General features: G+C 73.0%; 22 protein-coding genes, 1 pseudogene and 1 riboswitch. Of the genes and pseudogenes, 14 read left to right on the forward strand and 9 right to left on the reverse strand.

Annotated elements, in window-relative coordinates; all coding sequences use genetic code 11:
* Nucleotides 1–45 precede the first annotated feature (45 nt).
* The 3 genes from A4R25_RS26015 (at nt 46) to mqnP (ending at nt 3,059) form a co-directional block, all read left to right on the forward strand.
* Nucleotides 46–600 (forward strand): carboxymuconolactone decarboxylase family protein, encoded by a 555-nt coding sequence (locus tag A4R25_RS26015; RefSeq protein WP_064448404.1) that lies wholly within the window; start codon nt 46–48, stop codon nt 598–600.
* Between the two features lie 93 nt (nt 601–693).
* Nucleotides 694–2,154, forward strand: coding sequence for a menaquinone biosynthesis decarboxylase (locus tag A4R25_RS26020; protein ID WP_043327390.1), 1,461 nt, complete (start codon nt 694–696; stop codon nt 2,152–2,154).
* Complete coding sequence (gene mqnP / locus A4R25_RS26025; protein ID WP_064448405.1) at nt 2,154–3,059, forward strand: menaquinone biosynthesis prenyltransferase MqnP; 906 nt, start codon at nt 2,154–2,156, stop codon at nt 3,057–3,059. Before A4R25_RS26020 ends, mqnP begins: the two co-directional genes overlap by 1 nt.
* Nucleotides 3,060–3,078: 19 nt before the next feature.
* Here the strand turns inward: mqnP and A4R25_RS26030 are convergent, their stop codons facing one another.
* Nucleotides 3,079–4,044 carry a hypothetical protein gene (locus tag A4R25_RS26030; protein ID WP_064448406.1) on the reverse strand — a complete coding sequence of 322 codons (966 nt, stop codon included), beginning with the start codon at nt 4,042–4,044 and terminating at the stop codon, nt 3,079–3,081.
* 145 nt (nt 4,045–4,189) lie between these two features.
* Here A4R25_RS26030 and A4R25_RS26035 point away from each other — a divergent pair, with 145 nt between their 5' ends.
* Nucleotides 4,190–4,834 (forward strand): UbiX family flavin prenyltransferase, encoded by a 645-nt coding sequence (locus A4R25_RS26035; RefSeq protein ID WP_043327384.1) that lies wholly within the window; start codon nt 4,190–4,192, stop codon nt 4,832–4,834.
* A gap of 57 nt (nt 4,835–4,891) precedes the next feature.
* On the opposite strand, the gene A4R25_RS26040 is transcribed toward A4R25_RS26035, so the two are convergent.
* Nucleotides 4,892–5,158: a BldC family transcriptional regulator gene (locus tag A4R25_RS26040; protein WP_013473529.1), complete on the reverse strand. Its 267-nt coding sequence runs from the start codon at nt 5,156–5,158 to the stop codon at nt 4,892–4,894.
* A gap of 267 nt (nt 5,159–5,425) precedes the next feature.
* On the opposite strand from A4R25_RS26040, the gene A4R25_RS26045 reads away from it, so the two are divergent.
* From A4R25_RS26045 to A4R25_RS26055, 3 genes are read left to right on the forward strand one after another with little or no spacing between them, the layout of a single operon-like run.
* Nucleotides 5,426–5,884 (forward strand): Lrp/AsnC family transcriptional regulator, encoded by a 459-nt coding sequence (locus tag A4R25_RS26045; RefSeq protein ID WP_018787850.1) that lies wholly within the window; start codon nt 5,426–5,428, stop codon nt 5,882–5,884.
* Between the two features lie 42 nt (nt 5,885–5,926).
* Nucleotides 5,927–6,769 (forward strand): SDR family oxidoreductase, encoded by an 843-nt coding sequence (locus A4R25_RS26050; protein WP_064448407.1) that lies wholly within the window; start codon nt 5,927–5,929, stop codon nt 6,767–6,769.
* A gap of 10 nt (nt 6,770–6,779) precedes the next feature.
* Nucleotides 6,780–7,874: a PLP-dependent cysteine synthase family protein gene (locus tag A4R25_RS26055; RefSeq protein WP_064448408.1), complete on the forward strand. Its 1,095-nt coding sequence runs from the start codon at nt 6,780–6,782 to the stop codon at nt 7,872–7,874.
* A 16-nt stretch (nt 7,875–7,890) separates the two neighbouring features.
* Here the strand turns inward: A4R25_RS26055 and A4R25_RS26060 are convergent, their stop codons facing one another.
* From A4R25_RS26060 to A4R25_RS26085, 6 genes are all read right to left on the reverse strand, one after another.
* Entirely contained in the window at nt 7,891–8,511 is a 621-nt protein-coding gene (locus tag A4R25_RS26060; protein WP_043330730.1) for a putative glycolipid-binding domain-containing protein, read from the reverse strand.
* Nucleotides 8,512–8,586: 75 nt separating this feature from the next.
* The gene (locus tag A4R25_RS26065) at nt 8,587–8,796 is read right to left on the reverse strand and encodes an AlpA family transcriptional regulator (protein WP_064448409.1); all 210 of its coding nucleotides are present in this window, start codon (nt 8,794–8,796) and stop codon (nt 8,587–8,589) included.
* A gap of 34 nt (nt 8,797–8,830) precedes the next feature.
* Nucleotides 8,831–9,046 (reverse strand): AlpA family transcriptional regulator, encoded by a 216-nt coding sequence (locus A4R25_RS26070; RefSeq protein WP_064448410.1) that lies wholly within the window; start codon nt 9,044–9,046, stop codon nt 8,831–8,833.
* Between the two features lie 139 nt (nt 9,047–9,185).
* Entirely contained in the window at nt 9,186–11,087 is a 1,902-nt protein-coding gene (locus A4R25_RS26075) for a DEAD/DEAH box helicase (protein WP_064448411.1), read from the reverse strand.
* Between the two features lie 189 nt (nt 11,088–11,276).
* On the reverse strand, nt 11,277–13,238 hold the full coding sequence (locus A4R25_RS26080) for a hypothetical protein (protein WP_064448412.1): 1,962 nt from the start codon (nt 13,236–13,238) through the stop codon (nt 11,277–11,279).
* A gap of 109 nt (nt 13,239–13,347) precedes the next feature.
* Nucleotides 13,348–14,928 (reverse strand): C40 family peptidase, encoded by a 1,581-nt coding sequence (locus A4R25_RS26085; RefSeq protein WP_064448413.1) that lies wholly within the window; start codon nt 14,926–14,928, stop codon nt 13,348–13,350.
* A 221-nt stretch (nt 14,929–15,149) separates the two neighbouring features.
* Between A4R25_RS26085 and mqnE the strand changes: the two genes are divergently transcribed.
* From mqnE to A4R25_RS26100, 3 genes are read left to right on the forward strand one after another with little or no spacing between them, the layout of a single operon-like run.
* Nucleotides 15,150–16,319 (forward strand): aminofutalosine synthase MqnE, encoded by a 1,170-nt coding sequence (gene mqnE, locus A4R25_RS26090; RefSeq protein WP_043327375.1) that lies wholly within the window; start codon nt 15,150–15,152, stop codon nt 16,317–16,319.
* 7 nt (nt 16,320–16,326) lie between these two features.
* Nucleotides 16,327–16,755, forward strand: coding sequence for a hypothetical protein (locus A4R25_RS26095; protein WP_043327373.1), 429 nt, complete (start codon nt 16,327–16,329; stop codon nt 16,753–16,755).
* Between the two features lie 26 nt (nt 16,756–16,781).
* On the forward strand, nt 16,782–17,060 hold the full coding sequence (locus A4R25_RS26100; protein WP_064448414.1) for a DUF4229 domain-containing protein: 279 nt from the start codon (nt 16,782–16,784) through the stop codon (nt 17,058–17,060).
* Between the two features lie 89 nt (nt 17,061–17,149).
* Here A4R25_RS26100 and A4R25_RS26105 read toward each other — a convergent pair whose 3' ends face one another.
* Nucleotides 17,150–18,490 (reverse strand): C39 family peptidase, encoded by a 1,341-nt coding sequence (locus A4R25_RS26105; RefSeq protein WP_064448415.1) that lies wholly within the window; start codon nt 18,488–18,490, stop codon nt 17,150–17,152.
* 207 nt (nt 18,491–18,697) lie between these two features.
* Between A4R25_RS26105 and A4R25_RS26110 the strand changes: the two are divergent.
* The 4 genes and pseudogenes from A4R25_RS26110 to A4R25_RS26125 all read left to right on the forward strand — a co-directional run.
* A pseudogene (locus A4R25_RS26110) lies at nt 18,698–20,017 on the forward strand (M14 family metallopeptidase); the annotation flags it as partial.
* Nucleotides 20,018–20,137: 120 nt separating this feature from the next.
* Nucleotides 20,138–20,231, forward strand: a riboswitch (cobalamin riboswitch).
* A gap of 107 nt (nt 20,232–20,338) precedes the next feature.
* Nucleotides 20,339–21,271: an ABC transporter substrate-binding protein gene (locus A4R25_RS26115; protein WP_064448417.1), complete on the forward strand. Its 933-nt coding sequence runs from the start codon at nt 20,339–20,341 to the stop codon at nt 21,269–21,271.
* Nucleotides 21,272–21,348: 77 nt separating this feature from the next.
* Entirely contained in the window at nt 21,349–22,443 is a 1,095-nt protein-coding gene (locus tag A4R25_RS26120) for an iron ABC transporter permease (protein WP_064448475.1), read from the forward strand.
* Nucleotides 22,440–23,219 carry an ABC transporter ATP-binding protein gene (locus A4R25_RS26125; protein WP_043327362.1) on the forward strand — a complete coding sequence of 260 codons (780 nt, stop codon included), beginning with the start codon at nt 22,440–22,442 and terminating at the stop codon, nt 23,217–23,219. Before A4R25_RS26120 ends, A4R25_RS26125 begins: the two co-directional genes overlap by 4 nt.
* Nucleotides 23,220–23,222 lie beyond the last annotated feature (3 nt).

Consider the following 23,222-nt stretch of genomic DNA (forward strand, 5'->3'; position numbering starts at 1 on the left):
CTATTTCGTCAACCACGTTGACCATCTTACGAGAGGGGCACAGTCATGTCCCGCTTCACCACGTACGAGCCGGACACCGCACCCGCCGCCGCCCGCCCGGTCATGGCCGGGGTACGCCGCACACTGGGCCACCTGCCCGCTGCCGTCGGCCTGATGGCGGGCTCACCCGAACTATTGAAGGGCTTCCTCGCCGCCAACGCCGCGTTCGAGGCGACCGACCTCGACCCGGTCGCCCGGGAGGTGGTCGTGCTCGCCGTCGCCACCCGCAACGGCTGCCACCTCTGCGTGGCCATGCACACCGCTACGCTCGTCCGGCACGCCGCCGCGCCGGAGCTGATCGAGGCGCTGCGGACCGGCGCGACGCTGCCCGACCCTCGGCTGGAGGCGCTGCGCCGGTTCACCGTCGCCGTCCTCGACCACCGGGGCGCGGTCCCCGACGCCGACCTCGACGCGCTGCTCGCCGCCGGGTGGCAGCGCCGGCACGCGCTGGACGTGGTGCTCGGCGTCGGCACGTACACCATCTCCACGTTCGCCAACCGGCTCACCGAGGCGCCGCTCGACGCGCCGCTGGCCGCGTACGCCTGGACGTCCGCGGCCTGAGCTGCGGGGTGTTAAGAAGGGGCCCCTCCTCTACGGGAGGCGTTAACAGGGGGCCCTTCCTTACCTCCCAGGAACGTGCGGGAGGATGGCGGCATGGCGGCTCGTGGCTTCCCGTACACCGATCTCAAGGACTTCCTCGCGGCGCTGGAGCGCGCGGGCGAGCTGCGGCGGGTGAGCGCGCCGGTCGACCCCACGCTGGAGATCAGCGAGATCGTCACCCGCACCGTCCGGGCCGGCGGGCCGGCGCTGCTGTTCGAGCGCCCCACCCGGGGTGAGATGCCGGTGGCGATCAACCTGTTCGGCACCGAGAAGCGGATGGCGATGGCGCTCGGGGTGGAAGACCTCGACGAGATCGGCGCGCGGATCGGCGACATGCTCAAGCCGGAGCTGCCGCAGGGCTTCTCCGGGATGATGGGTGGCCTCGGCAAGGTCATGCAGCTCAAGTCGATGCCGCCGAAGAAGGTCAAGACCGCCCCCTGCCAGCAGGTCGTCTACCGGGGCGACGACGTCGACCTGAACCGGCTGCCCGGGTTGCAGGTGTGGCCCGGCGACGGCGGGATCTTCCACAACTTCGGGCTGACCCACACCAAGCACCCGGAGACCGGCAAGCGCAACCTCGGGCTCTACCGGCTCCAGCAGCACAGCCACAACACGATCGGCATGCACTGGCAGATCCACAAGAACTCCACCGCGCACCACGCGGTCGCGGAGCGGCTGGGCGAGCGGCTGCCGGTGGCGATCGCCATCGGCGCGGACCCGGTGGTGGCGTACTCGGCCAGCGCGCCGCTGCCCGCCGACATCGACGAGTACCTGTTCGCCGGGTTCCTCGCCGGTGAGCGGGTCGAGATGGTCGACTGCCTGACCGTCCCGCTCCAGGTGCCGGCGCACGCGCAGATCGTGCTGGAGGGCTACATCGAGCCGGGCGAGCGGCTGCCCGAGGGCCCGTTCGGCGACCACACCGGCTTCTACACGCCGGTCGAGCCGTTCCCGGTGATGCACATCGAGTGCATGACCATGCAGCGCGACCCGGTCTACCACTCGATCGTCACGTCCCAGCCGCCGCAGGAGGACCACGGTCTCGGCAAGGCCACCGAGCGGATCTTCGCGCCGTTGCTGCGCTTCCTGATCCCGGACATCGTCGACTACGACCTGCCCGCCGCCGGTGTCTTCCACAACTGCGCGATCGTGTCGATCCGCAAGCGCTACCCGAAGCACGCGCAGAAGGTCATGAACGCGATCTGGGGCGCGCACATGATGTCGCTGACCAAGCTGATCGTGATCGTGGACGAGGACTGCGACGTCCACGACTACAACGAGGTCGCGTTCCGCGCCTTCGGCAACGTCGACTACGCCCGTGACCTGCTCCTCACCGAGGGCCCGGTGGACCACCTCGACCACGCCTCGTACCAGCAGTTCTGGGGCGGCAAGGCGGGCATCGACGCGACCCGCAAGCTGCCCGAGGAGGGCTACACCCGGGGCTGGCCGGAGGAGATGCGGATGTCGCCCGAGGTGGTCTCACTGGTGGACAAGCGCTGGAAGGAATACGGGATCTGATGACGGCGGCGGTACAGGAACGGCCCGGCCGGGTCGCGTCCTTCCTCAAGCTCGTCGCCATCGAGCACTCGGTCTTCGCGCTGCCGTTCGCGTACCTGTCGGCGCTGACCGCCATGCAGCTCAACGGCGGCCGGGTGCGCTGGGGCGACCTGCTGCTGATCACCGTGGCGATGGTCGGCGCGCGGACGTTCGCCATGGCCGCGAACCGCATCCTCGACCGGCGGATCGACGCGCGGAACCCGCGTACGGCGAACCGGGAACTGGTCACCGGCGCGGTGAGCGTGCGGACGGCCTGGACCGGCGCGGCCGTCGCGCTCGTGGTGTTCCTGGCCGCCGCCGCCCTGCTCAACCCGCTCTGCCTGGTGCTCGCGCCGCTGGCCGTGGTGCCGCTGATCGTCTACCCGTACGGCAAGCGGTTCACCAACTGGCCGCACGCCATCCTCGCGGTGGCGCAGGCGGTCGGCCCGGTCGGCGCCTGGCTGGCGGTCACCGGCACGCTCGACGGCTCCGGCCCGGCCTGGCTGCTCGGCGCGGCGGTCGGCCTCTGGATCGGCGGCTTCGACCTGATCTACGCCTGCCAGGACTCGGAGATCGACCGGGAGATCGGCGTGCACAGCGTCCCCGCCCGGTACGGCCGGCGCTTCGCGCTGCACGCCTCCACCGTCGCGCACGCGGTGACGTTCGCGCTGTTCATCTGGTTCGGCGCGTGGGTCGGCTTCGGCTGGCTGTGGTGGATCGGGCTGGCGCTGACCGCTGCCGCCTTCGCGTACCAGCACCTGGTGGTCAGCCCGACCGACCTGAGCAAGGTCAACCGGGCGTTCTTCACCGCGAACGGCTTCGTCGGCATCGCGTTGTTCGTCCTCGCGCTGCTCGACCTGGTGATCCGGCTCGGCCTGCGGCCGTAACGGCAACGCCGGAACGCGGTCAGGACGCCGGGGTGACCGGATAGCGGGCGCTCTCCAGCGTCCAGTCCACGGTGCCGCGCACGGCGGCGGCCAGGCCGTCGAGGTGGACGGCGACGGCGTCGTCGAGCGTCGGGCCGAACGACGGCGCCGCCGCGCGGAGCGCCGCGAACCGGGCCATCTCGGCTCGCCAGTGCCCGGCCACCAGGTCGACCGCCGCCGGCAGCGGCACGCCCCGCTCGGCGGCCACTGCCAGCACCAGGTTGTGCCCGCCGCCGGTGGCGTGGTCGCGCTCCAGCGAGGCGATGTCGTTGAACCAGGACAGCAGGTCGTTCGCGAGGTCCGCGAGCCGCCGCAGTGCCGGGTGGTGGTAGACCGCGTCGGGCAGCGGGCGTCCGGACGCGAACTCGATGAGCGGGTACGACACGTACGCCGCCGAGGTGGCCCGGCGCAGCCGCACGTACTCGGCGACGCCCGGCGGACGGCCCGACCCGGTGGCGGTGGCCTCCCGGTGGACGCCGTCGAGGTGGTCGGCGACCGCGTCGGCGAAACGTAGCCGCCAGCGGGCCGGCATCCGGCGGCGGGGCTCCCGCCACGCCTGCACCAACAGGCGGCGCAGCGGGCCGGAGAAGCCCGGATGGCGGGCTCGCGGACCCTCGCGCAGCAACGCGAGCGCGCCGTCGCGCAACGCGCGGATCTGCCCCGGCGTCAGCCCGTCCCGCCCGTCGCAGGCGTCGTCGACCAGGAAGAACCAGGTGAACAGCGCGGTCAGCACCCGCAGGTCCGCCTCGGTGGCGTCCGGGTAGAGGCGGCCGGCGTACCGGGCGAACCCGGCCCGCGCCAGCCGCCGCCGGGTGGCCGGGTCGGGCGGCAGACCGAGCCGGTCGACCAGTTCCACCAGCCAGCCCTGCACGTCGTCCGCGTACGGGGAGAGGCGGGGCGTGATGGGGCAGTCGGAGCGCAGCGCCCGCAGCACCGCCGCAGTCATCACCGGCCCTTCCCACGGAAGTGGATTTGCCGATCGAAGAATTTCACGCCGAGGGAACTCCCGTGAACCCTCTGGACATCCCGGGCGGGCCGCCCGAACGGGGGTCGTGGTCCGCCGCCCGCGGCGACCAGGCACGCTTGAGGGCATGCGCGAACCATGGGTGGTGGGTGTCTCCGGCGCCTCGGGCACGCCGTACGCGGCGGCGGTCGTCCGGGCACTGCTCGACGCGGGCCAGGCGGTGGACCTGATCGTGTCCCGGGCGGCCCGGCTGACAGTGCTGGACGAGACCGGCCGGCCCTTCCGGGACGGGCACTGGGCCGAGGACCTGGCCGCCTGGCTCGACCGCGACCTCACCGGCGCGGACATCCGGCACTGGCCCGCCGGTGACCTGGCCGCCGGCCCGAGCAGCGGCTCCTATCGGGTACGCGGGATGGCGGTGGTGCCGGCCAGCACCGCCGCCTGCGCCGGCATCGCCATCGGGCTCTCCAAGGACCTGCTCCAGCGTGCCGCCGAGGTGAACCTCAAGGAGCGCCGCCCGGTAGTGGTGGTGCCCCGGGAGACCCCGGTGACCCGCAGCCACCTGGAGCACCTCATCGCGCTGCACGACGCGGGCGCCGTGGTGCTGCCGGCCAGCCCGGGCTTCTACGGCGCCGGGGCGGCGGCCTCCGCCGGGCAGCTCGTGGACTTCGTGGCCGGCAAGGTGCTGGACGCGCTGGGCGTCCCGCACACGCTGTTCCGCCGGTGGGCCGGTGAGCTGGCCTCCGGTCGCCGGGAGCCCGGCCCGGCCTGACCGGACCCGGCGTACGACGAGCGGGGCGCGGCCTCGATCGGACCGCGCCCCGCACGTTCAGTACATGCCGGCGTTCGCCGGGCCGGGGCCGGTGGAAGCGGTCGGGCCCATGTTGCGGGCCTTGCCCATGTCCTCCGCCTCGTCCAGCATGCCCTCCCCCTCGAGCAGGGCCCGCACCTCGGATTCCCGAAACCGGCGGTGCCCTCCTGGAGTCCGGATACTGCCGATCCGGCCGGCCGCTGCCCATCTGGTCACGGTTTTCGGGTCAACCCGAAACAGCGCAGCGACCTCACCCGGTGTCAGCAGGCGATCTCCAGTGTCCACAGCCCCCTCCTCGCGTCGACGAAGCCCCCGGCTGAACACACTGCCCCCGGCCGGTGCGAGCCCAGAGCCGTCATGAGGGACGTATGGCAATTACAGCACCGGCTACCGGACGTGTCCGCCAAACGCGAAAAACGCACACACTGGGAAGTTAGGAAATGGTACCGGCGGAGAACCCCCGTGAGCGCACGTTTGTGATAGGCGCGGCCCGACCTCATCGTCGCCCGGTGGCCGCAGTGCCGGGCCCCGATCGAGATAGGGTCACTCTCCGTGGACACGATCGACCTGAGCCTTGTGGAGCTGTTGCGAGGCAACGCCCGTCTGTCGTACGCCGAGCTGGCCCGTCAGGTCGGCCTCTCCGCCCCGGCCGTGCACGAGCGGGTCGGCAAGCTGGAGTCCAGCGGCGTGATCCGGGCGTACCGGGCCGAGGTCGAGCCGGAGTCGATCGGGCTCGGCGTCACCGCGCTCATCGGCATCATCGAGGACTCCGACGCGGACACCGACGACGTGCTGGAGTCGTTCCGGCGCATCCCCGAGATCGAGTCCTGCTACTTCATGGCCGGCGTCGAGTCCTTCCTGCTCAAGGCGCGGGTCGGCACGATCGCCGAGCTGGAGCAGCTGATCGTCCGGCTGAACCGGACGGCCGGCGTGGCATCCACCCGTACCAGCATCGCCCTGTCGACCAAGTGGGAGAACCGCCCGCAGCCGCTGGAACCGCCCACCGCCTGATCACTCTGGCCCCGGCGCGGGGATTGCGGTTACCGTGCGCCGATGACGATCTCGGGACGCGGCGCCGCAGTGGTCACCGGTGCGGCCGGCGGGCTGGGCCGGGCCATCGCCGTCGCGCTGCACGCCGACGGCTGGAACGTGCTGCTCACCGACGTCGACGCCGATGCCGTGGCGGCCGCCGCCGCGCCGCTGGGTGGCTGGTCGCGCCCGCTCGACGTACGCGACGAATCCGCCTGCGCGGACGTGGCCGCCGAGGCGGCGGCCGCACCCGGCGGCCTCGGGCTCTGGGTGAACAACGCGGGCATCCTGGTCACCGGCCCGTCCTGGGCGCACGACGCCCCGACCCGGCGCGCGGTGGTCGAGGTGAACGCGCTCGGCGCGATGAACGGCACGCTCGCCGCCGTCGCGGTGATGCGCGAGCAGGGCCGCGGCCACGTGCTGAACGTCGTCTCGCTGGCCGGGCTGATCGCCGCGCCAGGCGAGACGGTGTACGCGGCCAGCAAGCACGCCCTGCTCGCGTTCAGCCTCGGCACGTTGAGCGACCTGCGGATGGCCGGCGTCCGGGGCGTACACGTGTCGTGCCTGTGCCCGGACGGGATCTGGACGCCGATGCTGCACGACAAGCTGGACGACCCGGGCGCGCTGGCATCCTTCACCGGTTCGCTGCTGACGCCGGAGCGGGTGGCCGCGCGGGCCGTCCGGCTGGCCCGGCGGCCCCGGCCGGTGGTCAGCCTGCCGCGCTGGCGCGGCGCCCAGGTACGGCTGCTCGACGCCTTCCCCCGGCTCGCCCTGGCGCTCACGCCGGTGATCCGGGCCACCGGCCGGGCCGGTCAACGGCGGCAGGCCCGCCGGGTCCGGGGAAACCCGAGCCCACCTCGCTTGTAACGTTGCCGACGTGACTCATCTCGACCGGTGCGACGAGGCCAGCCGGCGCTGGGTGACCGAGGCGATCGCCGCTGTCGAGGCGGACGCCAACCGCTCCGCCGACACCCACCTGCTGCCGTTCCCGCTGCCCCGCGAGTGGGGGATCGACCTCTACCTCAAGGACGAGTCGGTGCACCCCACCGGCTCGCTCAAGCACCGGCTCGCCCGCTCGCTGTTCCTCTACGGGCTCTGCAACGGCTGGATCGGCCCGGACACCACGATCGTCGAGGCGTCGTCCGGCTCGACGGCGGTCTCCGAGGCGTACTTCGCGCGGATGCTCGGGCTGCCGTTCATCGCGGTCATGCCCGCCTCCACGTCACCGGAGAAGATCGCCCAGATCGAGTTCCAGGGCGGGCGCTGCCACCTCGTCCAGGACCCGGCGAAGGTGGTGGTGGAGGCGCGCTGGCTCGCCGAGGACAGCGGCGGCCGGTTCATGGACCAGTTCACGTACGCCGAGCGGGCCACCGACTGGCGGGGCAACAACAACATCGCCGAGTCGATCTACGCCCAGCTCGCGCTGGAACGGCACCCGGTGCCCGCCTGGATCGTCGTCGGCGCCGGCACCGGCGGCACCAGCGCCACCATCGGCCGCTACGCCCGCTACCGGCGGCTGCCCACCAAGCTCTGCGTGGTGGACCCGGAGAACTCCGCGTTCTACCCCGCCTGGCAGGCCGGCGACTGGTCGGTGTGCACCGGCCGCGGCTCCCGGATCGAAGGCATCGGGCGGCCCACAGTCGAGGCGTCCTTCCTGCCCAGCGTGGTGGACCGGATGGTGCAGGTCCCGGACGCCGCGTCGCTCGCCGCCATGCGGGCCGGCTCGGCGGTGCTCGGCCGCCGCGTGGGCGGCTCCACCGGCACCAACCTGTGGGGCGCGTTCGGGCTGATCGCCCAGATGCTCGCGGACGGACGTACCGGCTCGGTGGTCACGCTCATCTGCGACCCGGGCGACAGGTACGTCGACACCTACTACTCCGACGAGTGGGTGGCCGCGCAGGGCCTCGACCTCGCCCCGCACCTGGCCACCATCGACCGGTTCCTGACCGACGGCGCCTGGCCGGCGGCCTGAGCCGGCCCCCGGACTGTCAGCGCGGGTCGACCCGCTCGGCCAGCCCCGGATAGCGCACCACGAAACCCTCCGGGTCGACCTCCAGGTCGGCCGTGAACGTGCCGCTGGCGTACCGGACCCGGCCCGGGCCGAGCGAGGTGTAGACCTGCTCGGCGGGGACCACGGCCAGGCCGGGCAGCAGCACCCAGGCCACGGTCACCGCCGTCGCCATGTCGGCGGGCAGCCGCCCCAACCCGATCCGGCGGATCGGCAGCGTGTTCGTCAGCGGGGACCCGCCCAGGTCGACGTCGAGCGCGTCGTCCAGCCGGCCCGGGTCGTCGGTGCCCGGCAACCCCGCCGGTGGGTGGCCCGCCGCGCTCAGCGCCGCGTCCAGGTCGCCCTCCTCGCCGGTACGCACGCGCCACCCGTCCCGGCCCCGTTCCAGGCGTACGCTCCGCGACCAGCCGGCGCCCTCTGCCTCGACCTCCAGCTGGTCGGTCGACCAGTCGGGCGCGAGCGCCAGGCGGTAACGGCAGGTGTACGGGATCGGGTCCACGGCGAGTGCCACGCCCTGCGCGGTCAGCCCCTGCCCGCCGTCGAGCACGACGTGCTCGCAGCCGGCGGTGTCGGTCCGGGCCCAGAAGAGCGACTTCGGCATGGTCCGGACGTTACGCGACCCGGCCGTCGGCGGCAGCGGATGCGCGAACGCCGCCGCCGGCCGGATGGCCACTGACTACCCCTGCTCGTCGCCCTCAGTGGGGCGCGACGGCCGGTTGTGGCGGGCCCACTCGTCGACCTCGTCCGCGTCCCAGACGTTCATGCCGATCAGCCGGGCGAGCGGCTCGGGGAACCCGGGGCGGCGGGTGATCTGCAGGACCCGCTGACGCGATACGCCGAACAGGGCGGCCAACTCGCCGGGCCCGTACAGGCGTGGTCGTCTCACCCGACGAAGGTAGTCATGGTCGTGCCTCTTCGGGCTATTCGTCGTCGTCCGCCGGCCGGGGCGGCCGGTGCTCCCGGATGTACCGCTCCACGTCCCGCTTCAGCCAGACGGCGCCGACCGACAGCTCTTGATACGGCGCGGGGAATGCGGGATGCCGCCGGATCTCGCGGAATCTCGATCTGCCCACGCCGAGCATCTTCAAGATCTCACCGGCCGCGACGAGTTCGCCCGGTCCCGTCTCCTTGCCCATGACTTCGAAGGTAGGGAACGAGCCGACCCGGCGACATCCCGTCCTCACGCCGCGCACCTAGAACGGGAGCCGAAATCACCACAGACGCACAGCCGCCGCCGAGCGGGTGCTCGGCGGCGGCGTCGTGGGTGCGCTCAGATCAGTGGGTACGCGCCGGCGGTCGCCCGCCGAAGCCGCGCCGGTCGTCCCGGCCCCGCCCCTCGGCCCGGAAACCGCCGCTCCGGCGCTCGGCCGGACGCGCGTCGCCCCGGTCACCGAAACGCCGCTCGGCGTGCGGGCGGTCCTCCTGGCGACGGTCACCGAAGCCACCCGGCCGGTCGTCGTACCGCCGCTCGTCGCGGTCGTACCCGCGCCCGGCCGCCGGCCGGTGCCGGTCCCCGAACGGGCGGTCGGCGCGCTCGCCGAAACGCCTGTCGTCGCGCTGGCCGCCGAAGCGGTCGCTGCGCTGGCCACGGTCGTCGGACCGCTGCTCGCCGAAGCTCCGGCCGTCGGACCGCCGGTCGCCGAAGCTCCGGTCGTCGCGACGCTCCGGCCGCCCGAAGCGGCGCTCGCCGCCACCGGCCCGCTCGCCCGAGTAGCGCTCGCCCGCCGGACGGTCGCCGAACCGGCGGTCACCGCCACGGTCCGCGAACCGGTCGCCGGACCGCTCGCCCGCGGGCCGGTCGCCGTAACGGCGCTCGCCCCGGCCGTCGCGGTCGCCGAACCGGCGCTCGCCACGGTCGGAGAAGCCGCCCCGGCCGCCCCGGTCGAAGCCCCGGCCGTCCCGGTCGCCGAAGCGGCGCGGGCCGCCGCGTCGCGGCTCCGGCTCGTCCCGGACGGGTACGCCGCTGGGCTCGCGCGCGCCGGTCAGCTCGGCCAGCGCCTCGTCGCCCGCCCGGACCCGGGTCTCGGCCGGCTCGACGCCCGCCTTCTCCATCATGGCCAGGGTGGTGCGGCGCTGCTTGGGCAGCACGAGCGTCGCCACCGCGCCCGACTCGCCGGCCCGGGCCGTACGGCCGGCCCGGTGCAGGTAGTCCTTGGGGTCCTTCGGCGGGTCCACGTGCAGCACCAGCGACACGCCGTCGACGTGGATGCCGCGGGCCGCCACGTCGGTAGCGACCAGCACGGGCGTGCGGCCCTCGCGGAACTCGGCGAGCGTCTTGGTACGCATTCGCTGGGTCTTGCCGCCGTGCAGCCCACCGGCCCGCACGCCGACGGCCGCGAGCTGCTCGACCAGCCGGTCCACGCCGAGCTGCGTACGGGCGAACAGCATGGTGCGGCCCTCGCGGGCGGCGATGGACGCGGCGACCGCGAACTTGTCGTGCGGCGGGATCAGCAGCAGGTGGTGGTCCATGGTGGACACGGCGGCGGTGGCCGGCGCGGTCGAGTGGGTGACCGGGTCGGTCATGAACCGCTTGACGAGCGTGTCGACGTCGTTGTCCAGGGTGGCCGAGAACAGCAGCCGCTGCGCGTCCGCCGGGGTCTTCGACAGCAGCTGGGTGACCTCGGGCAGGAAGCCCATGTCGGCCATCTGGTCGGCCTCGTCCAGCACGGTGATCTCGACGTCGTCGAGCCGGCATACGCCGCGCTCGATCAGGTCGGCGAGCCGGCCCGGGGTGGCCACGACGATCTCCACGCCGCGGCGCAGCGCGTCGATCTGCCGGTCGTACGGCACCCCGCCGACGGCGGTCTTCAGGAAGACGCCCACCGACTTGCCGAGCGGCACGAGGGCGTCGTTCACCTGCATGGCGAGTTCACGGGTGGGGACCAGGACGAGCGCGCGGGGGTGCAGCGGCCGGGCCCGGTTGCGGTCGGCGACCCGGGCGATCACCGGCAGGCCGAAGGCGAGCGTCTTGCCCGAGCCGGTCTGGCCCCGGCCGAGTACGTCGCGGCCCGCGAGCGAGTCGGGCAGGGTGGCCCGCTGGATCTCGAACGGGGTGGTGATGCCCTGCCGGGCGAGCGCCTCGACGAGCTGCCGGGGCAGGCCGAGCGACGCGAAGTCGACGGCGTCGGAGTTCGGGTCGACGGACGGGGACGTGCTGGATTCAGCGAACGTGGTCAAGAAATGCCTCTCGAGCGGGGCGCATCTTCGCGATGGCCCGCCGCGGCCTGTCACGCCGCCGAATCGCCCGCAAGATCGCCCATGAGCGCGCAATCGGGGCGCGCCAGGTCAGTAATCGGAGACAAGTGTACGGCGCTTCGCCCACTCCGCCACGGCAGCGCGAGGCGGTAGTGGGCGGGCTCACCCCCGTCACTCGACCGGCATGGCTCCGGTCAGGCCGCTGAGCGCGTCGTTGGCCAGGAAGACCACGAGCAGACTGATCGCGATGAGCATGGTGAGCGCGACCGCCAGCACGATGATCACCTTGGTGTTGCCGCCCCGGGCCGCCGGGCTCTCCTCGGACCAGCCCTGGGCCAGGATGTGCCCGGTCAGCGAGCCGGAGTTCTCCAGCGGATTGCCCTGCGGGAACGACACGGTGGCGAAACCGGGTCCGTCCGTCCCGCCGCCGTAGACGGCGCCGGCGAGGTCCGTGCTGCCGGACTGCTGACGTACCGGACGGGTCGCGTCGGCGTCGCGGGCCGGCGTGGCCGGCGGCGGCCAGGTCGGCAGCGCCGGTGCCGGGACCGCGGGCGGCGGCGGGGCGGAGACGGGCGCGGCGGCCCACGCCGGAGGCGACTCGGCGGAGGACGCCGGAGTGCCGGTCGTGGCCGGCGGCGCGGACGGGAAGGGCGTGGTGGCCGGCGCGGGCGGCACCGCCGAGCCGGCCGACGGCGTGGCGAACGACGGCGGGCCCGCGGTGACCGGTGGCGTGACGAACGACGGCGCGCCTGGGGTGGCCGACGGCGTGCCGAACGACGGGCCTGCGGTGGCCGGTGGCGCGGGGAACAGCGGCGCGGGCAGCGGGTTCGCCGCGGCCGTCATCGCCGGTGGTGGCGGGAACGGAGGCGCGGGCATCGGACCCGGTGGGGGCGGCGGCGGGGGCACCGCGGGTCCGGGCGGCGGCACCGGCGGCCCCGGTACGGGCGGAACCGGCCCCGGTGGGGTGGGCGCCGGCGCGGGCGGCGCGGGCGCGGGCGGCGTGGGCCGGAACGGCGGCTCCGGCTCCGGCACCGGCGGCGCGGGCGACGGCGGGGTCGGACCCGGTACCGGGGTCGGCGCCGGCTCGGGCTCCGGACCGTGCGGGGCCGGGGGCTGCGCGGGCTCCGGCGGCTGGGCGGGCTCGGGCGGCTCCGGGTTCACCGGACCCGCCCGGTAGACGGTCGCGGCGGCGGGAGCGGTCACCACCGAGGCGGCGATCTCGTCGGCGGACACCCGGCTCAGGCCGGGTACCGCGGCGCTGGCCCGGGCGTGCGCCGTCCCGCCTTGCCCGGCCGGCTTCGTGGACAGCGCCGCATTGAGCCCGGCGGGCTTCGCGGACGGCGCCGCATCGAGGTCGGCGGGCTTCGCGGAGGGCACCGCACCCGGCCCGGCCGGTTGCTCGGCGAGGGCGGGGGACGCGGTGCCGGAGTCGGCGGACCCGGCTGCCGGGGCGCCGTCCCGGGGATCGGTGGCGGTGCTTCCGGCCGCGTTCTCCGGCCCGCCCGGCGCGGCGTCGCGGTCCGGTCGATCGTCGGTCGCGACCGCATCCGCGCCGGCGGCGTCCTCACCCGGCGTCTCGCCGCCCGCCGGAGTGGACACGCCAGCCGGAGCGGCCGGTGTGGACGAGTCGGCAGGAGCGGAAACGGCGGGAGCGGACACGGCAGGCGGAACGGCCGGGGCAGCCGAGTCGGCGAGGGCCGTCGGAGTGGGCACGGGCACCCGGGCGGAACCGGAGACACGGGGAGCCGGGATACCGGCAGCCGGGCCGTCCGGCGTGGCCGGGGAGGGCGTACCCGCAGCGGGTGTGCTGATGGGGGCCTCGGGTGTCGCCGGGCGTTCGGCCACGGCGAAGGCGGACCAGGTCGACGGGGGAACTGTCGCGCCGGGCTGACGCCGGTCCAGCGGCGGGGCGTCCGCCGGGGTGCCCGCGCGGTACGTGGTTGGGCTCGACGGCGCCGCCGGCGGCTCGTCGCCTGCGGGAGGCGGTACGGCCGCCCCGGCGACGGTCACCCGTGCCCGCGCGACGGCCACCGGCCCGGGGCGGGCCGCTGCCGGGCTGTCGTCGGCAGGGTCGGCGGCGTCGGGCGTCGGTCCGGGGTGGACCTTCTCCGCCGGAACCTCGTGCTCGCCCATCTCGCCCCTCCGCACCTACGCTCGCCCCCGACCGTGGCGCCGGCCGAAAGTGCCTGGATCTCACCGTGCCATATTCCGGCCCGGGCGCACAGCCGGAGTGCGGGTTGGGTCAGTCGGCGCTGCCGCTCGCGCTGGCAGAGGCGCTGGCGGACGTGCTGCGCGACGGGGCGACGCTGCTGCTGCTCGGGGCGGCGCTGGTGCTCGGCGCGGCGCTCTTGCTCTCGCTCGGCGTCGGCGTCGGCTCCTCGGGCGGGCTGGGCGGCGTGCTGGGCGTCGGGCTGGAGGTCGTCGGGTCCGGCGTGGGCGTGGTCGGCCTCGGGGTGGTCGGCGTCGGCCTGGGGGTCGTCGGCGTCGGCTTCGGCGTGGTGGGCGTCGGCTTCGGCGTCGGGGACGACGGCGGCGGGGTGGTCGGCACGGGCGGCGGGGGAGCCGGGGTGGCCGGGGCGGCGACGGCTCCGATCACCCGGGTCGCGGCGTAGAGCCGGGACCAGCGGACCACCGAGATCTTGACGACGTCGCCGGTCCGGGGCGCCTCCACCATCTTGCCGTTGCCGATGTACATGGCGACGTGGTGGATGCTCGTCCAGCTGCTGCTGGAGGCGAAGAAGAGCAGGTCGCCGGGGAGCAGCGCGTTCGGTGAGACGGTGCGGGAGCGGGTGGCGTAGTACTGGTCCTTCGCGACCCGCGGCAGGCCCTTGTAGCCGGCCGACCGGTAGGAGGCGAGCACCAGGCCGGAGCAGTCGAACCGGTCCGGGCCCTCGGCGGCCCAGAGGTACGGGTCGCCGAGCTGGGCGAGGGCGTAGCGGACCGCGGCGAGCGCCTTGGGGTCCGCCGCCAGGCCGTCGATGCTCTGGTTGACGACGTACGAGGTGCCGAGCTGCTGCTCGGCGGCGTCGGCCAGGCGCTCGATCTCGAGCAGCTTGGCGGCGTTCTCCTTGCGCAGCGCGACGAGCGTCGTCTCCTGCTTGCGCAGGTCGGTCTCGGCGCGGGTGAACTCGGCGGCCTTCTCGGTCGCCCGGCGCTGGGCCGAGTCGTGCGCCTCCCGGGCGATCCGCTCGGCGTTCGTGGCCCGGAGGAGTTCGCCGGTCACCGACGTGGTGGCGCCCTCGGCCTTGTCGCCCCGGGTGATGCGCTGGAGGTTGGCGAAGTCACGCAGGCTGGCGCCGAACTCGCCCGGCGGCAGCGCCGCGTCGGCCTTGACCGCGTCGGCGGCGGCGCTCTTCGCGTTCTCCTGGGCCCGGGTGAGCGCGTCCTGGGCCTCCTTGAGCCGGGCGGCGGACTGGGTCAGCTCGGCCTGTGCGGCGTCCCGCTCGCCCTTGATCCGCAGCATTTCCTCGCCCAGCAGCCCGACCTGGGCGTCGAGCTGGTTGATCTGCGCGATCAGCGGGCCGTCGGCCGGGTTGGTGACGCCGGTGGTGCCGCCCGGCAGGCCCGGGACGGTTACTCCGGGCACGCCCGGAACGCTGCCGGGCAGGCCGGGGACGCTGCCGGGCAGTTGCAGGGGGCCGGTGACCTGGGGGCGGGAGCCGGTGCTGGGCACGGTGTCGGGCAGCGGGTCGGCCCAGGCCGGGGTGGCGAGCGCCGCCGCCGCGACCGCACCGAGGAGGGCGGACCAGAGGGCCGGACGCAGGACCGGTGAGATCACCGGCTGCCGGCCTCGTCGCCGCCGGGCCTTGGTGCTGTCGGACATTCCGCTCCCCGTCCGGTCTGGTGCCCGCCACGCGAGGTGGGGCGTGTCAGGACAGGACGGCACTGGTGTGTGTTCCGCCCCACCCTGTCTTACCTCACCGTCGCAGCGATGTCGATGTGCGGAGAGTGACGGCGGGTGAACTGGCTCGACCACGTCGGCGGCTGGTCGGACCCGCGACGTACGCTCGATCGGGAACCCAGGGGGAAGGACGTGGCTTTCGGATGGACGCCGGACTCAAGCGCGAACTCGAAGCGAAGGTGTACGCCGGGGAGCGGTTGACCCGCGAGGACGGCATCGCCCTCTACGACAGCGACGACCTGACCTGGCTGGGCCGGCTGGCCCACCACAGGCGTACGGAGCTCAACGGCGACCGGGTGATGTTCAACGTCAACCGGCACCTGAACCTGACGAACGTCTGCTCGGCGTCGTGCGCGTACTGCTCGTTCCAGCGCAAGCCGGGCGAGAAGGACGCCTACACGATGCGGATCGACGAGGCGGTCCGTAAGGCCAAGGAGATGGAGGACGAGCAGCTCACCGAGCTGCACATCGTCAACGGCCTGCACCCGACGCTGCCCTGGCGCTACTACCCGAAGGTGCTGCGGGAGCTGAAGGCCGCGCTGCCGAACGTCAACCTCAAGGCGTTCACCGCGACCGAGGTGCAGTGGTTCGAGAAGATCAGCGGGCTCACCGCCGACGCGATCCTCGACGAGCTGATGGACGCCGGCCTGGAGTCGCTGACCGGCGGCGGCGCGGAGATCTTCGACTGGGAGATCCGCCAGCACATCGTCGACCACAACTGCCACTGGGAGGACTGGTCGCGCATCCACCGGCTGGCCCACTCCAAGGGCATGAAGACGCCGTCGACCATGCTCTACGGCCACATCGAGGAGCCCCGGCACCGGGTCGACCACGTGCTGCGGCTACGCGAGCTGCAGGACGAGACCGGTGGCTTCCAGGTCTTCATCCCGCTGCGCTACCAGCACGACTTCGTCGACTCGGCGGACGGCAAGATCCGTAACCGGATCCAGGCCCGCACCACGATGGCCTCGCCGGCCGAGTCGCTGAAGACGTTCGCGGTCTCCCGGCTGCTGTTCGACAACGTGCCGCACGTCAAGTGCTTCTGGGTCATGCACGGCCTGTCGGTGGCTCAGCTCTCGCTGAACTTCGGCGTCGACGACCTGGACGGCTCGGTCGTGGAATACAAGATCACCCACGACGCCGACTCGTACGGCACGCCGAACACCATGCACCGCGACGACCTGCTGCACATGATCTGGGACGCCGGGTTCCGCCCGGTCGAGCGGAACACCCGCTACGAGATCGTGCGCGAGTACGACGGGCCGCCGTCGCTGGCCGAGCGCCGGTCCGAGCCGCAGCAGGTCTGGGCCTGAGCGGGCGATGAGCGGCGAGGAACAGCAGCGCGCCTTCCCCCGGCGTGACGCCGAGGGGCGCATCCTGACCCTCGGTGACCTGCTCGGCGTGAGCCTCGCCGGCCTGGTCATCGGGGTGCTGGCGCTGCTGGTCTTCGAATGGGCGTTCGCCACCATCGGCGACAGCGGCTTCGGGGGCACGAACGGCTGGCTGGCGGTGATCCTGCCGCTCTGGTTGTTCTGGGACGAGTTCCGGGCCTGGGAGTTCGGCGCCGCCCGGGTGGTGGCGGCGCTGGCCGGCATCGCGCTCGGCGTGCTCGCCGGTCTGCTGGCCGCCGGACTGGCCTCGGGGCTGCCCGCGCTGTTCACGGGAGCGTTGGCCGCGGCGGTGTTCACCGTGGTCTACGCGGTCGTCTGGTTTCATGGCGTGCACTGGCTGGCCCGGCGTACGGGCTGAGGCACGAAGAGAGTGGGAATGCGGGAATGAGCGCGGCGCTCAAGTACACGCTGGGCCGGATCGGGCTGTTCGTCGTCGTGCTGGCGGCCCTCTGGTTCGTCGACATGAACATGTTCCTGCGGCTGATGCTGGCGCTGATCTTCTCCGCCACCCTGTCGTTCTTACTGCTCAAGGGCCTGCGGGACCAGATGGCCGGGGAGATGGCGGAGGCGGCGGAGCGGCGTCGCCTGGAGAAGGACCGGCTGCGCTCCGCGCTGGCCGGTGAGGACCAGGCCGAGGCGGACGGCGAACGCCGCGACAGCTGAGCGGACCGGCGGGGCCCGGCGCGCGACGTCGCGCCGGGCCCTTCGCGGTTCACCAGCCGGTCGAGCGGTTCACCGGATGGTCGAGCCGCTCACCAGTTGGTCGAGCCCGGGACGACCGGCCACGGCCGGTCGACCGGCTTGATCAGGTACGCGATGCCGCCCGAGCCGGAGGCCACTGTGCCGTTGGCCCGGTAGCGCTTGGTGCGCAGCCAGATCTGCTCGAACTGCTCCCGCTTGTAGACGTTGCGCACCGCCTCGTTCGAGGAGGACGCGGGGTCGTTGACGATCACGTCGCCCTCGGCGGTGAAGCCGACGATCACGAACAGGTGCCCGGCGGTGCCGTAGTTGGCCCCGTCCAGTTCGCTGGCGAGGAACGACTGCGAGGTGACCACCGGGATGCCGGCCCTGATGAAGCGTTCTGCCTCGTCCAGCGAGTGCAGCCGGGTGACCCGGCCCTCCAGGCCGGGGAAGCTCGCCGCGTACGCGGTGTTGAACGGCCAGTTGCCCGCGCCGTCGTACTCGTAGTCGTAGGTCATCCGGGCGGCGTGGTCGACGGTCGGGTCGGGGTAGGCGGGGTCGACCCAGGAGGTGTCCTCGGCCGAGGGCTTGCGGCCCCAGTACTCGACCACCATCTCCGTCGAGGTGGGTGAGCACCACGCCTCGCCGCCGCCGTTGTACTCGGGGTACTCGCCGATGTGGACGTTCTGCGAGTAGCGCGGCACGGCCAGCTCGGTGCCCCAGGCGATGCCGCCCCGGCTCGGGGTGACAGTGAACCGGTCGGGCACGTTCGACGCCATCGCGCCGACCATCCGCACCTGCGGCGCGGCGGCCTGGCCGGGCGCGCGGTAGAGCGTCAGCCGCAACTGGTACGAGCGCAGCAGCACTCCGGCGTCGGCGTCGTCGATCGAGAACGTGTCGGTCCAGATGCTCGACCAGGGGTCGCCCTGGCCGTCCAGCGTGGACCGCTTGATGTCCTGGTCGCCGGAGGCCCAGCGGCCCATGACGAACCACGGGGTCTGCGCCCCGGTGTTGTACGTGCCGTGCAGCTCGACCTGGATCCAGGTGCCGGCCGGGGTGGCGGCGTTCCAGGACGCGACCATCTCGCTGGCGTCGAAGCCGATCCGCCGCTCGGGCGAGGTCCAGGTGGCGTACTCCCAGGTTCGGGTCGTGCCGGTGTGCTCGTCGGTGAACTCGGTGGTGCCCACCGGGCGGTCGATGGTCAGCGCGGGGTGGCGGCCCGGTACGGCGCGGGTGCCCTGGTGGGAGCCGCTGCGCCAGTCGGGGAAGCGGGAGTACTCCTGGAACGTGATCTGTTCGTCGTGTGTGAGGCCCGGCCGCGGGGCTTGTGCCTGGGCCGGTGCGGTGGTGCCGAGGAGGGTGAGCGCGGTGAGGCCGGCGAGGGCGGCCGCGCGCATGGGTCGTCCGAACATGGCAGCTCCACGGGGAGACGGCATCGTTGCCGTTCACTGTCGCGCCTGGCGGGAAGTTTCGCCAGATGTTCAGGCATGGAAAATCATTGCCGAAGTGACGATCAGGTCGGGATGACTAAAGGAAGAGACAGATATTGATATGACCATGTGTCTCCTGGTGGAGTGTGCGGACAACGGGAGCTCTCCCGTACCCCCAGGAGGTTGTCCATGGCCTTCCGCACCTCTCCGTTCCGCCGCCGGCTGGCGCTCGCCGCCGCCGTCGGCCTGACCATCGTCAGCGCGGCCGCCGCGCCCGCCGTCGCCCGGCCCGCGCCGGAGGGCTCCGGCGAGCCGGCCACCGTCGCGTACCGGGTGCTCGGCCCCCGCACCGCCGCGGACCGCACCGCGGTCGCCGGCACCGGCGCCGCCATCGACTACTCCGAACACGGTGTGTTGCACGTCACGGCCACCAAGGCCGAGGCGAACGCGATCACCCGGCTCGGGTTCCGGCTCGAGAAGGACGTCGTGCCGGAGCACGACCACGCCGACGGGGGCATGACCGCCAACGCGTTCCCGCCCGCCGACTCGAACTACCACGACTACGCCGAGCTGACAGCGGTGGTGAACAAGGTGGTCGCCGACCACCCGACCATCGCGCGGAAGCTGAGCATCGGCACGTCCTACCAGGGCCGGGACCTGATGGCCGTGAAGATCTCCGACAACGTCGCCACCGACGAGGCGGAGCCGGAGATCCTGTTCAACGCCCAGCAGCACGCGCGTGAGCACCTGACCGTCGAAATGGCGATCTACCTGCTCAACCTCTTCACCGACAACTACGGCAGCGACTCCCGGATCACAAACATCGTCAACACCCGGGAGATCTGGATCGTCCCCACCGTCAACCCCGACGGCAGCGAATACGACATCGCCACCGGCTCCTACCGCTCCTGGCGCAAGAACCGGCAGCCCAACAGCGGCTCCACCGCCGTCGGCACCGACCTGAACCGCAACTGGGGCTACCAGTGGGGCTGCTGCGGCGGCTCGTCCAGCTCGAAGTCGTCGGACACCTACCGTGGCCCGTCCGCCTTCTCCGCGCCGGAGACCGCGGCGCTGCGCAACTTCGTCAACAGCCGGGTCGTCGGCGGGGTGCAGCAGATCAAGGCGAACATCGACTTCCACACCTACTCGCAGCTGGTGCTCTGGCCGTACGGGTACACGTACAACAACACCGCCACCGGGATGAACACCGACCAGTACAACACCTTCGCCACCATCGGACGGCAGATGGCGGCGACCAACAACTACACCCCGGAACAGTCGAGCGACCTCTACATCGCCGACGGCACCAGCATCGACTGGATGTGGGGCGCCCACAAGATCTGGGCGTACACCTTCGAGATGTACCCCGGCTCGGCCTCCGGCGGCGGCTTTTACCCGCCGGACGAGGTGATCCCGGCGCAGACCTCACGCAACCGGGAAGCCGTGCTGATCCTGTCCGAGTACGCCGACTGCCCGTACCGGGCGATCGGCAAGCAGAGCCAGTACTGCTGACCTCACCACCGGGTGGGAACCCCGGTTCCACCCCCGCCGGGGTTCCCACCCACCCCCACCGTCCGGACGATCTCCGCTGGTCGTGCGCTACCGTGGCACCGACCGTGCCACAGCGAAGCCGGTGCGAAACCGGCGCTGTCCCGCAACTGTGATGCCCCGTACGCGCGGCGTCGGCCTCCCGCCGGCGCCGACGGACGTGGGACGAGCCAGGTCGCCTGCGGCCCGGTCGCGACACGCGCTCTCGAGGAAGGGCGCCTCGCGGACGGGCCTCTCTTCCTGTCGGCGAAGCACCACACTCCTCGACCGACAGGAGGCTTCATGTCCCGACGTACCCCCCGGCTCTTCGCCACCGCGCTCGCGGCCGGCGTGCTGCTTCTCGGCGGTTGCGCCGAGAAGACCTCGACCGACACCCCCGCCGCCGGCGCCTCCGGCGGCGCGTTCCCGGCCACCGTCGGCAAGCTGACGCTGGAGAAGCGGCCCGAGAAGATCGTCTCGCTCTCGCCGACCTCCACCGAGATGCTCTTCGCCATCGGCGCCGGCAAGCAGGTCACCGCCGTCGACGACCAGTCGAACTACCCGGCCGACGCGCCCCGCACCGACCTGTCCGGCTACCAGCCGAACGCGGAGGCGGTCGCCTCCCGCAACCCCGACCTGGTGGTGATCTCGGACAACCTCAACAAGATCGCCGACCAGCTCGTCGCGCTGAAGATCCCGGTCCTGCAGATCCCCGCCGCGGCCACGCTCGACGACACGTACCGGCAGCTCACCGACCTGGGCACGCTCACCGGCCACCGGTCCGAGGCCGAGGCCGTGGTGCAGAAGATGAAGGACGACATCACCGCGCTGACCAAGGACCTGCCCAAGCGCACCGAGAAGCTGACCTACTTCCACGAACTGGGTCCGGAGCTGTACACCGCCACCAGCAAGACGTTCATCGGCACCATCTACGCGCTCGCCGGGCTGGAGAACATCGCCGACCCGTCCGACGTCGACGGGAAAAACGGCGGCTACCCGCAGCTCTCCCAGGAGGTCATCGTCAAGGCGAACCCCGACTTCGTCTTCCTGTCCGACACCAAGTGCTGCAAGCAGAACGCCGACACGGTGAAGGCGCGCAGCGGGTGGGCCGGCATCAACGCGGTGAAGAACAACCAGATCGTGGAGCTGGACGACGACATCGCCTCGCGCTGGGGCCCGCGCGTGGTCGACCTGCTCAAGGTCATCGTCGACGCCACCGCCAAGGTCCCGGCCTGACAGTGGCCCTACGACAGGCGGACTCCGCCCCGAACCCGGCCGGAACGCCTCGGGCGTCCCGGCCGGGCATCCGGCCGCTGTCCCGCCCCGGGCGGCGCGGGGCGCCCGGCGCGGGCGGCGCCCCGGTCCGGCCCGCCGGGCTACGCAAGCGCTGGCTGCTCGCCGGAGTCGTGGCCCTGCTCGTCGCGCTGGTGGCCGGCGTCTCACTCGGCCCGGTCAGCCTGCCGCCCGGCAGCGTCGCCGCCGAACTGCTCAACCTGCTACCCGGGGTACGCCTCGACAGCGGGCTCACCGAGCGGGAAATCGCGATCATCACCGAGCTGCGGCTGCCCCGGGTCGTGCTCGGCCTGCTCGTCGGCGCGCTCCTCGCCCTGGCCGGCGGCTGCTACCAGGGCGTCTTCCGCAACCCGCTGGCCGACCCGTACCTGCTCGGCGTGGCGGCCGGCGCCGGCTTCGCGGTCACCACGGCGATCGTGCTCGGCGCCGGAGCCGGCGGGGCGCTGACCGGGTTGCCGATCACCATCCCGCTCGCCGCGTTCGTCGGCTCGCTCGGCGCGGTCGTGCTGACGTACCTGCTCGGCGCGGCCGGCGGACGGGACCGGTCACCGGCCACGCTGATCCTGGCCGGGGTGGCGGTCTCGGCGTTCTTCGGCGCCGGGCAGACGTACCTGCTGCAACAGCACTCCGACAACATCCAGCAGGTCTACTCCTGGCTGCTCGGGCGGCTCGCCACCGCCGGCTGGCACGACGTGTGGCTGGTCCTGCCGTACTTCGTGCTCACCGCCGTGGTGGTGCTGCTGCACCGGCGTGAGCTGGACGTGCTCTCCGTCGGCGACGACGAGGCCACCGGTCTCGGCCTGCACCCGCAGCGCTCCCGCTACCTGCTGATCGCCGCCGCGTCGCTCGGTACCGCCGCCGCGGTCTCCGCGTCCGGGCTGATCGGCTTCGTCGGCATCATCGTGCCGCACACCATGCGGCTGCTCTTCGGCTCCAGCCACCGGATCATCCTGCCGCTGTCCATGCTGTTCGGCGGCGCGTTCCTCGCGCTCACCGACGTGGTCGCCCGTACCGCCGCCGCCCCCGCCGAGATCCCGATCGGCGTGGTCACCGCGCTGCTCGGCGGCCCGTTCTTCGTCCTCGTCCTGCGTACCGCCCGCCGGGTGGCGATGTGAACGCCCCCGCCGTGCGCGTGCACGACCTGCGGGTCGCCCTCGGCGGCAACCCGATCCTGGCCGGCGTCGACCTCACGGTCTCCGCCGGTGAGTGGGTCACCGTGATCGGACCCAACGGCGCCGGCAAGTCGACCCTGCTGCGCGCCGTCGGCGGCCTGCTGACCGGCCCGGGCGAGGTCGCACTCTTCGGTACGCCGATCGGCGCGCTCCGCCGCCGCGAACGGGCCCGGGTGGTGGCCACGGTGGCCCAGTCCCCGGTGGTGCCGGCCGGCATGTCGGTCTTCGACTACACGCTGCTCGGGCGTACCCCGTACATCCCGGCGCTGGGCCGCGAGTCCGCCGCCGACCTGGCCGCCGTGCACGAGGTGCTGGACCGGCTCGACCTCGGCCCGTTCGCACACCGTGAGCTGGCCACGCTCTCCGGCGGCGAGCGGCAGCGCGTCTTCCTGGCCCGGGCGCTGGCCCAGGGAGCCACCCTGCTGCTGCTGGACGAGCCGACGAGCGCGCTGGACATCGGGCACCAGCAGGAGGTGCTGGAACTGGTCGACCAGCTCCGCCGCGAGCACGGCCTGACCGTGCTGGCCACCATGCACGACCTCTCGATCGCCGGCGAGTACGCCGACCGTCTGGTGCTGCTGGCCGACGGCCGGGTGGCCGCCGCCGGTCCACCGGACGAGGTGCTCACCGAGGCCCTGCTGGCCCGCCACTACCGAGCCCACATCCGGGTGATCCCCGGCGACCACGGCCCCTTGGTGGTCCCCGTCCGCCCAACCTGACCC

Source organism: Micromonospora sp. NBRC 110037 (genome assembly GCF_001652995.1).
GTDB classification, from domain to species: Bacteria; Actinomycetota; Actinomycetes; order Mycobacteriales; family Micromonosporaceae; genus Micromonospora; species Micromonospora chalcea.

Bases quoted from the DNA above. Each gene is read 5' to 3' on its own strand.
- A4R25_RS26015 (WP_064448404.1), top strand. From the start codon at position 46: ATGTCCCGCTTCACCACGTACGAGCCGGACACCGCACCCGCCGCCGCC.
- A4R25_RS26020 (WP_043327390.1), top strand. From the start codon at position 694: ATGGCGGCTCGTGGCTTCCCGTACACCGATCTCAAGGACTTCCTCGCG.
- mqnP (WP_064448405.1), top strand. From the start codon at position 2,154: ATGACGGCGGCGGTACAGGAACGGCCCGGCCGGGTCGCGTCCTTCCTC.
- A4R25_RS26030 (WP_064448406.1), bottom strand. From the start codon at position 4,044: ATGACTGCGGCGGTGCTGCGGGCGCTGCGCTCCGACTGCCCCATCACG.
- A4R25_RS26035 (WP_043327384.1), top strand. From the start codon at position 4,190: ATGCGCGAACCATGGGTGGTGGGTGTCTCCGGCGCCTCGGGCACGCCG.
- A4R25_RS26050 (WP_064448407.1), top strand. From the start codon at position 5,927: ATGACGATCTCGGGACGCGGCGCCGCAGTGGTCACCGGTGCGGCCGGC.
- A4R25_RS26060 (WP_043330730.1), bottom strand. From the start codon at position 8,511: ATGCCGAAGTCGCTCTTCTGGGCCCGGACCGACACCGCCGGCTGCGAG.
- A4R25_RS26070 (WP_064448410.1), bottom strand. From the start codon at position 9,046: ATGGGCAAGGAGACGGGACCGGGCGAACTCGTCGCGGCCGGTGAGATC.
- A4R25_RS26080 (WP_064448412.1), bottom strand. From the start codon at position 13,238: ATGGGCGAGCACGAGGTTCCGGCGGAGAAGGTCCACCCCGGACCGACG.
- A4R25_RS26085 (WP_064448413.1), bottom strand. From the start codon at position 14,928: ATGTCCGACAGCACCAAGGCCCGGCGGCGACGAGGCCGGCAGCCGGTG.
- mqnE (WP_043327375.1), top strand. From the start codon at position 15,150: ATGGACGCCGGACTCAAGCGCGAACTCGAAGCGAAGGTGTACGCCGGG.
- A4R25_RS26095 (WP_043327373.1), top strand. From the start codon at position 16,327: ATGAGCGGCGAGGAACAGCAGCGCGCCTTCCCCCGGCGTGACGCCGAG.
- A4R25_RS26100 (WP_064448414.1), top strand. From the start codon at position 16,782: ATGAGCGCGGCGCTCAAGTACACGCTGGGCCGGATCGGGCTGTTCGTC.
- A4R25_RS26105 (WP_064448415.1), bottom strand. From the start codon at position 18,490: ATGTTCGGACGACCCATGCGCGCGGCCGCCCTCGCCGGCCTCACCGCG.
- A4R25_RS26115 (WP_064448417.1), top strand. From the start codon at position 20,339: ATGTCCCGACGTACCCCCCGGCTCTTCGCCACCGCGCTCGCGGCCGGC.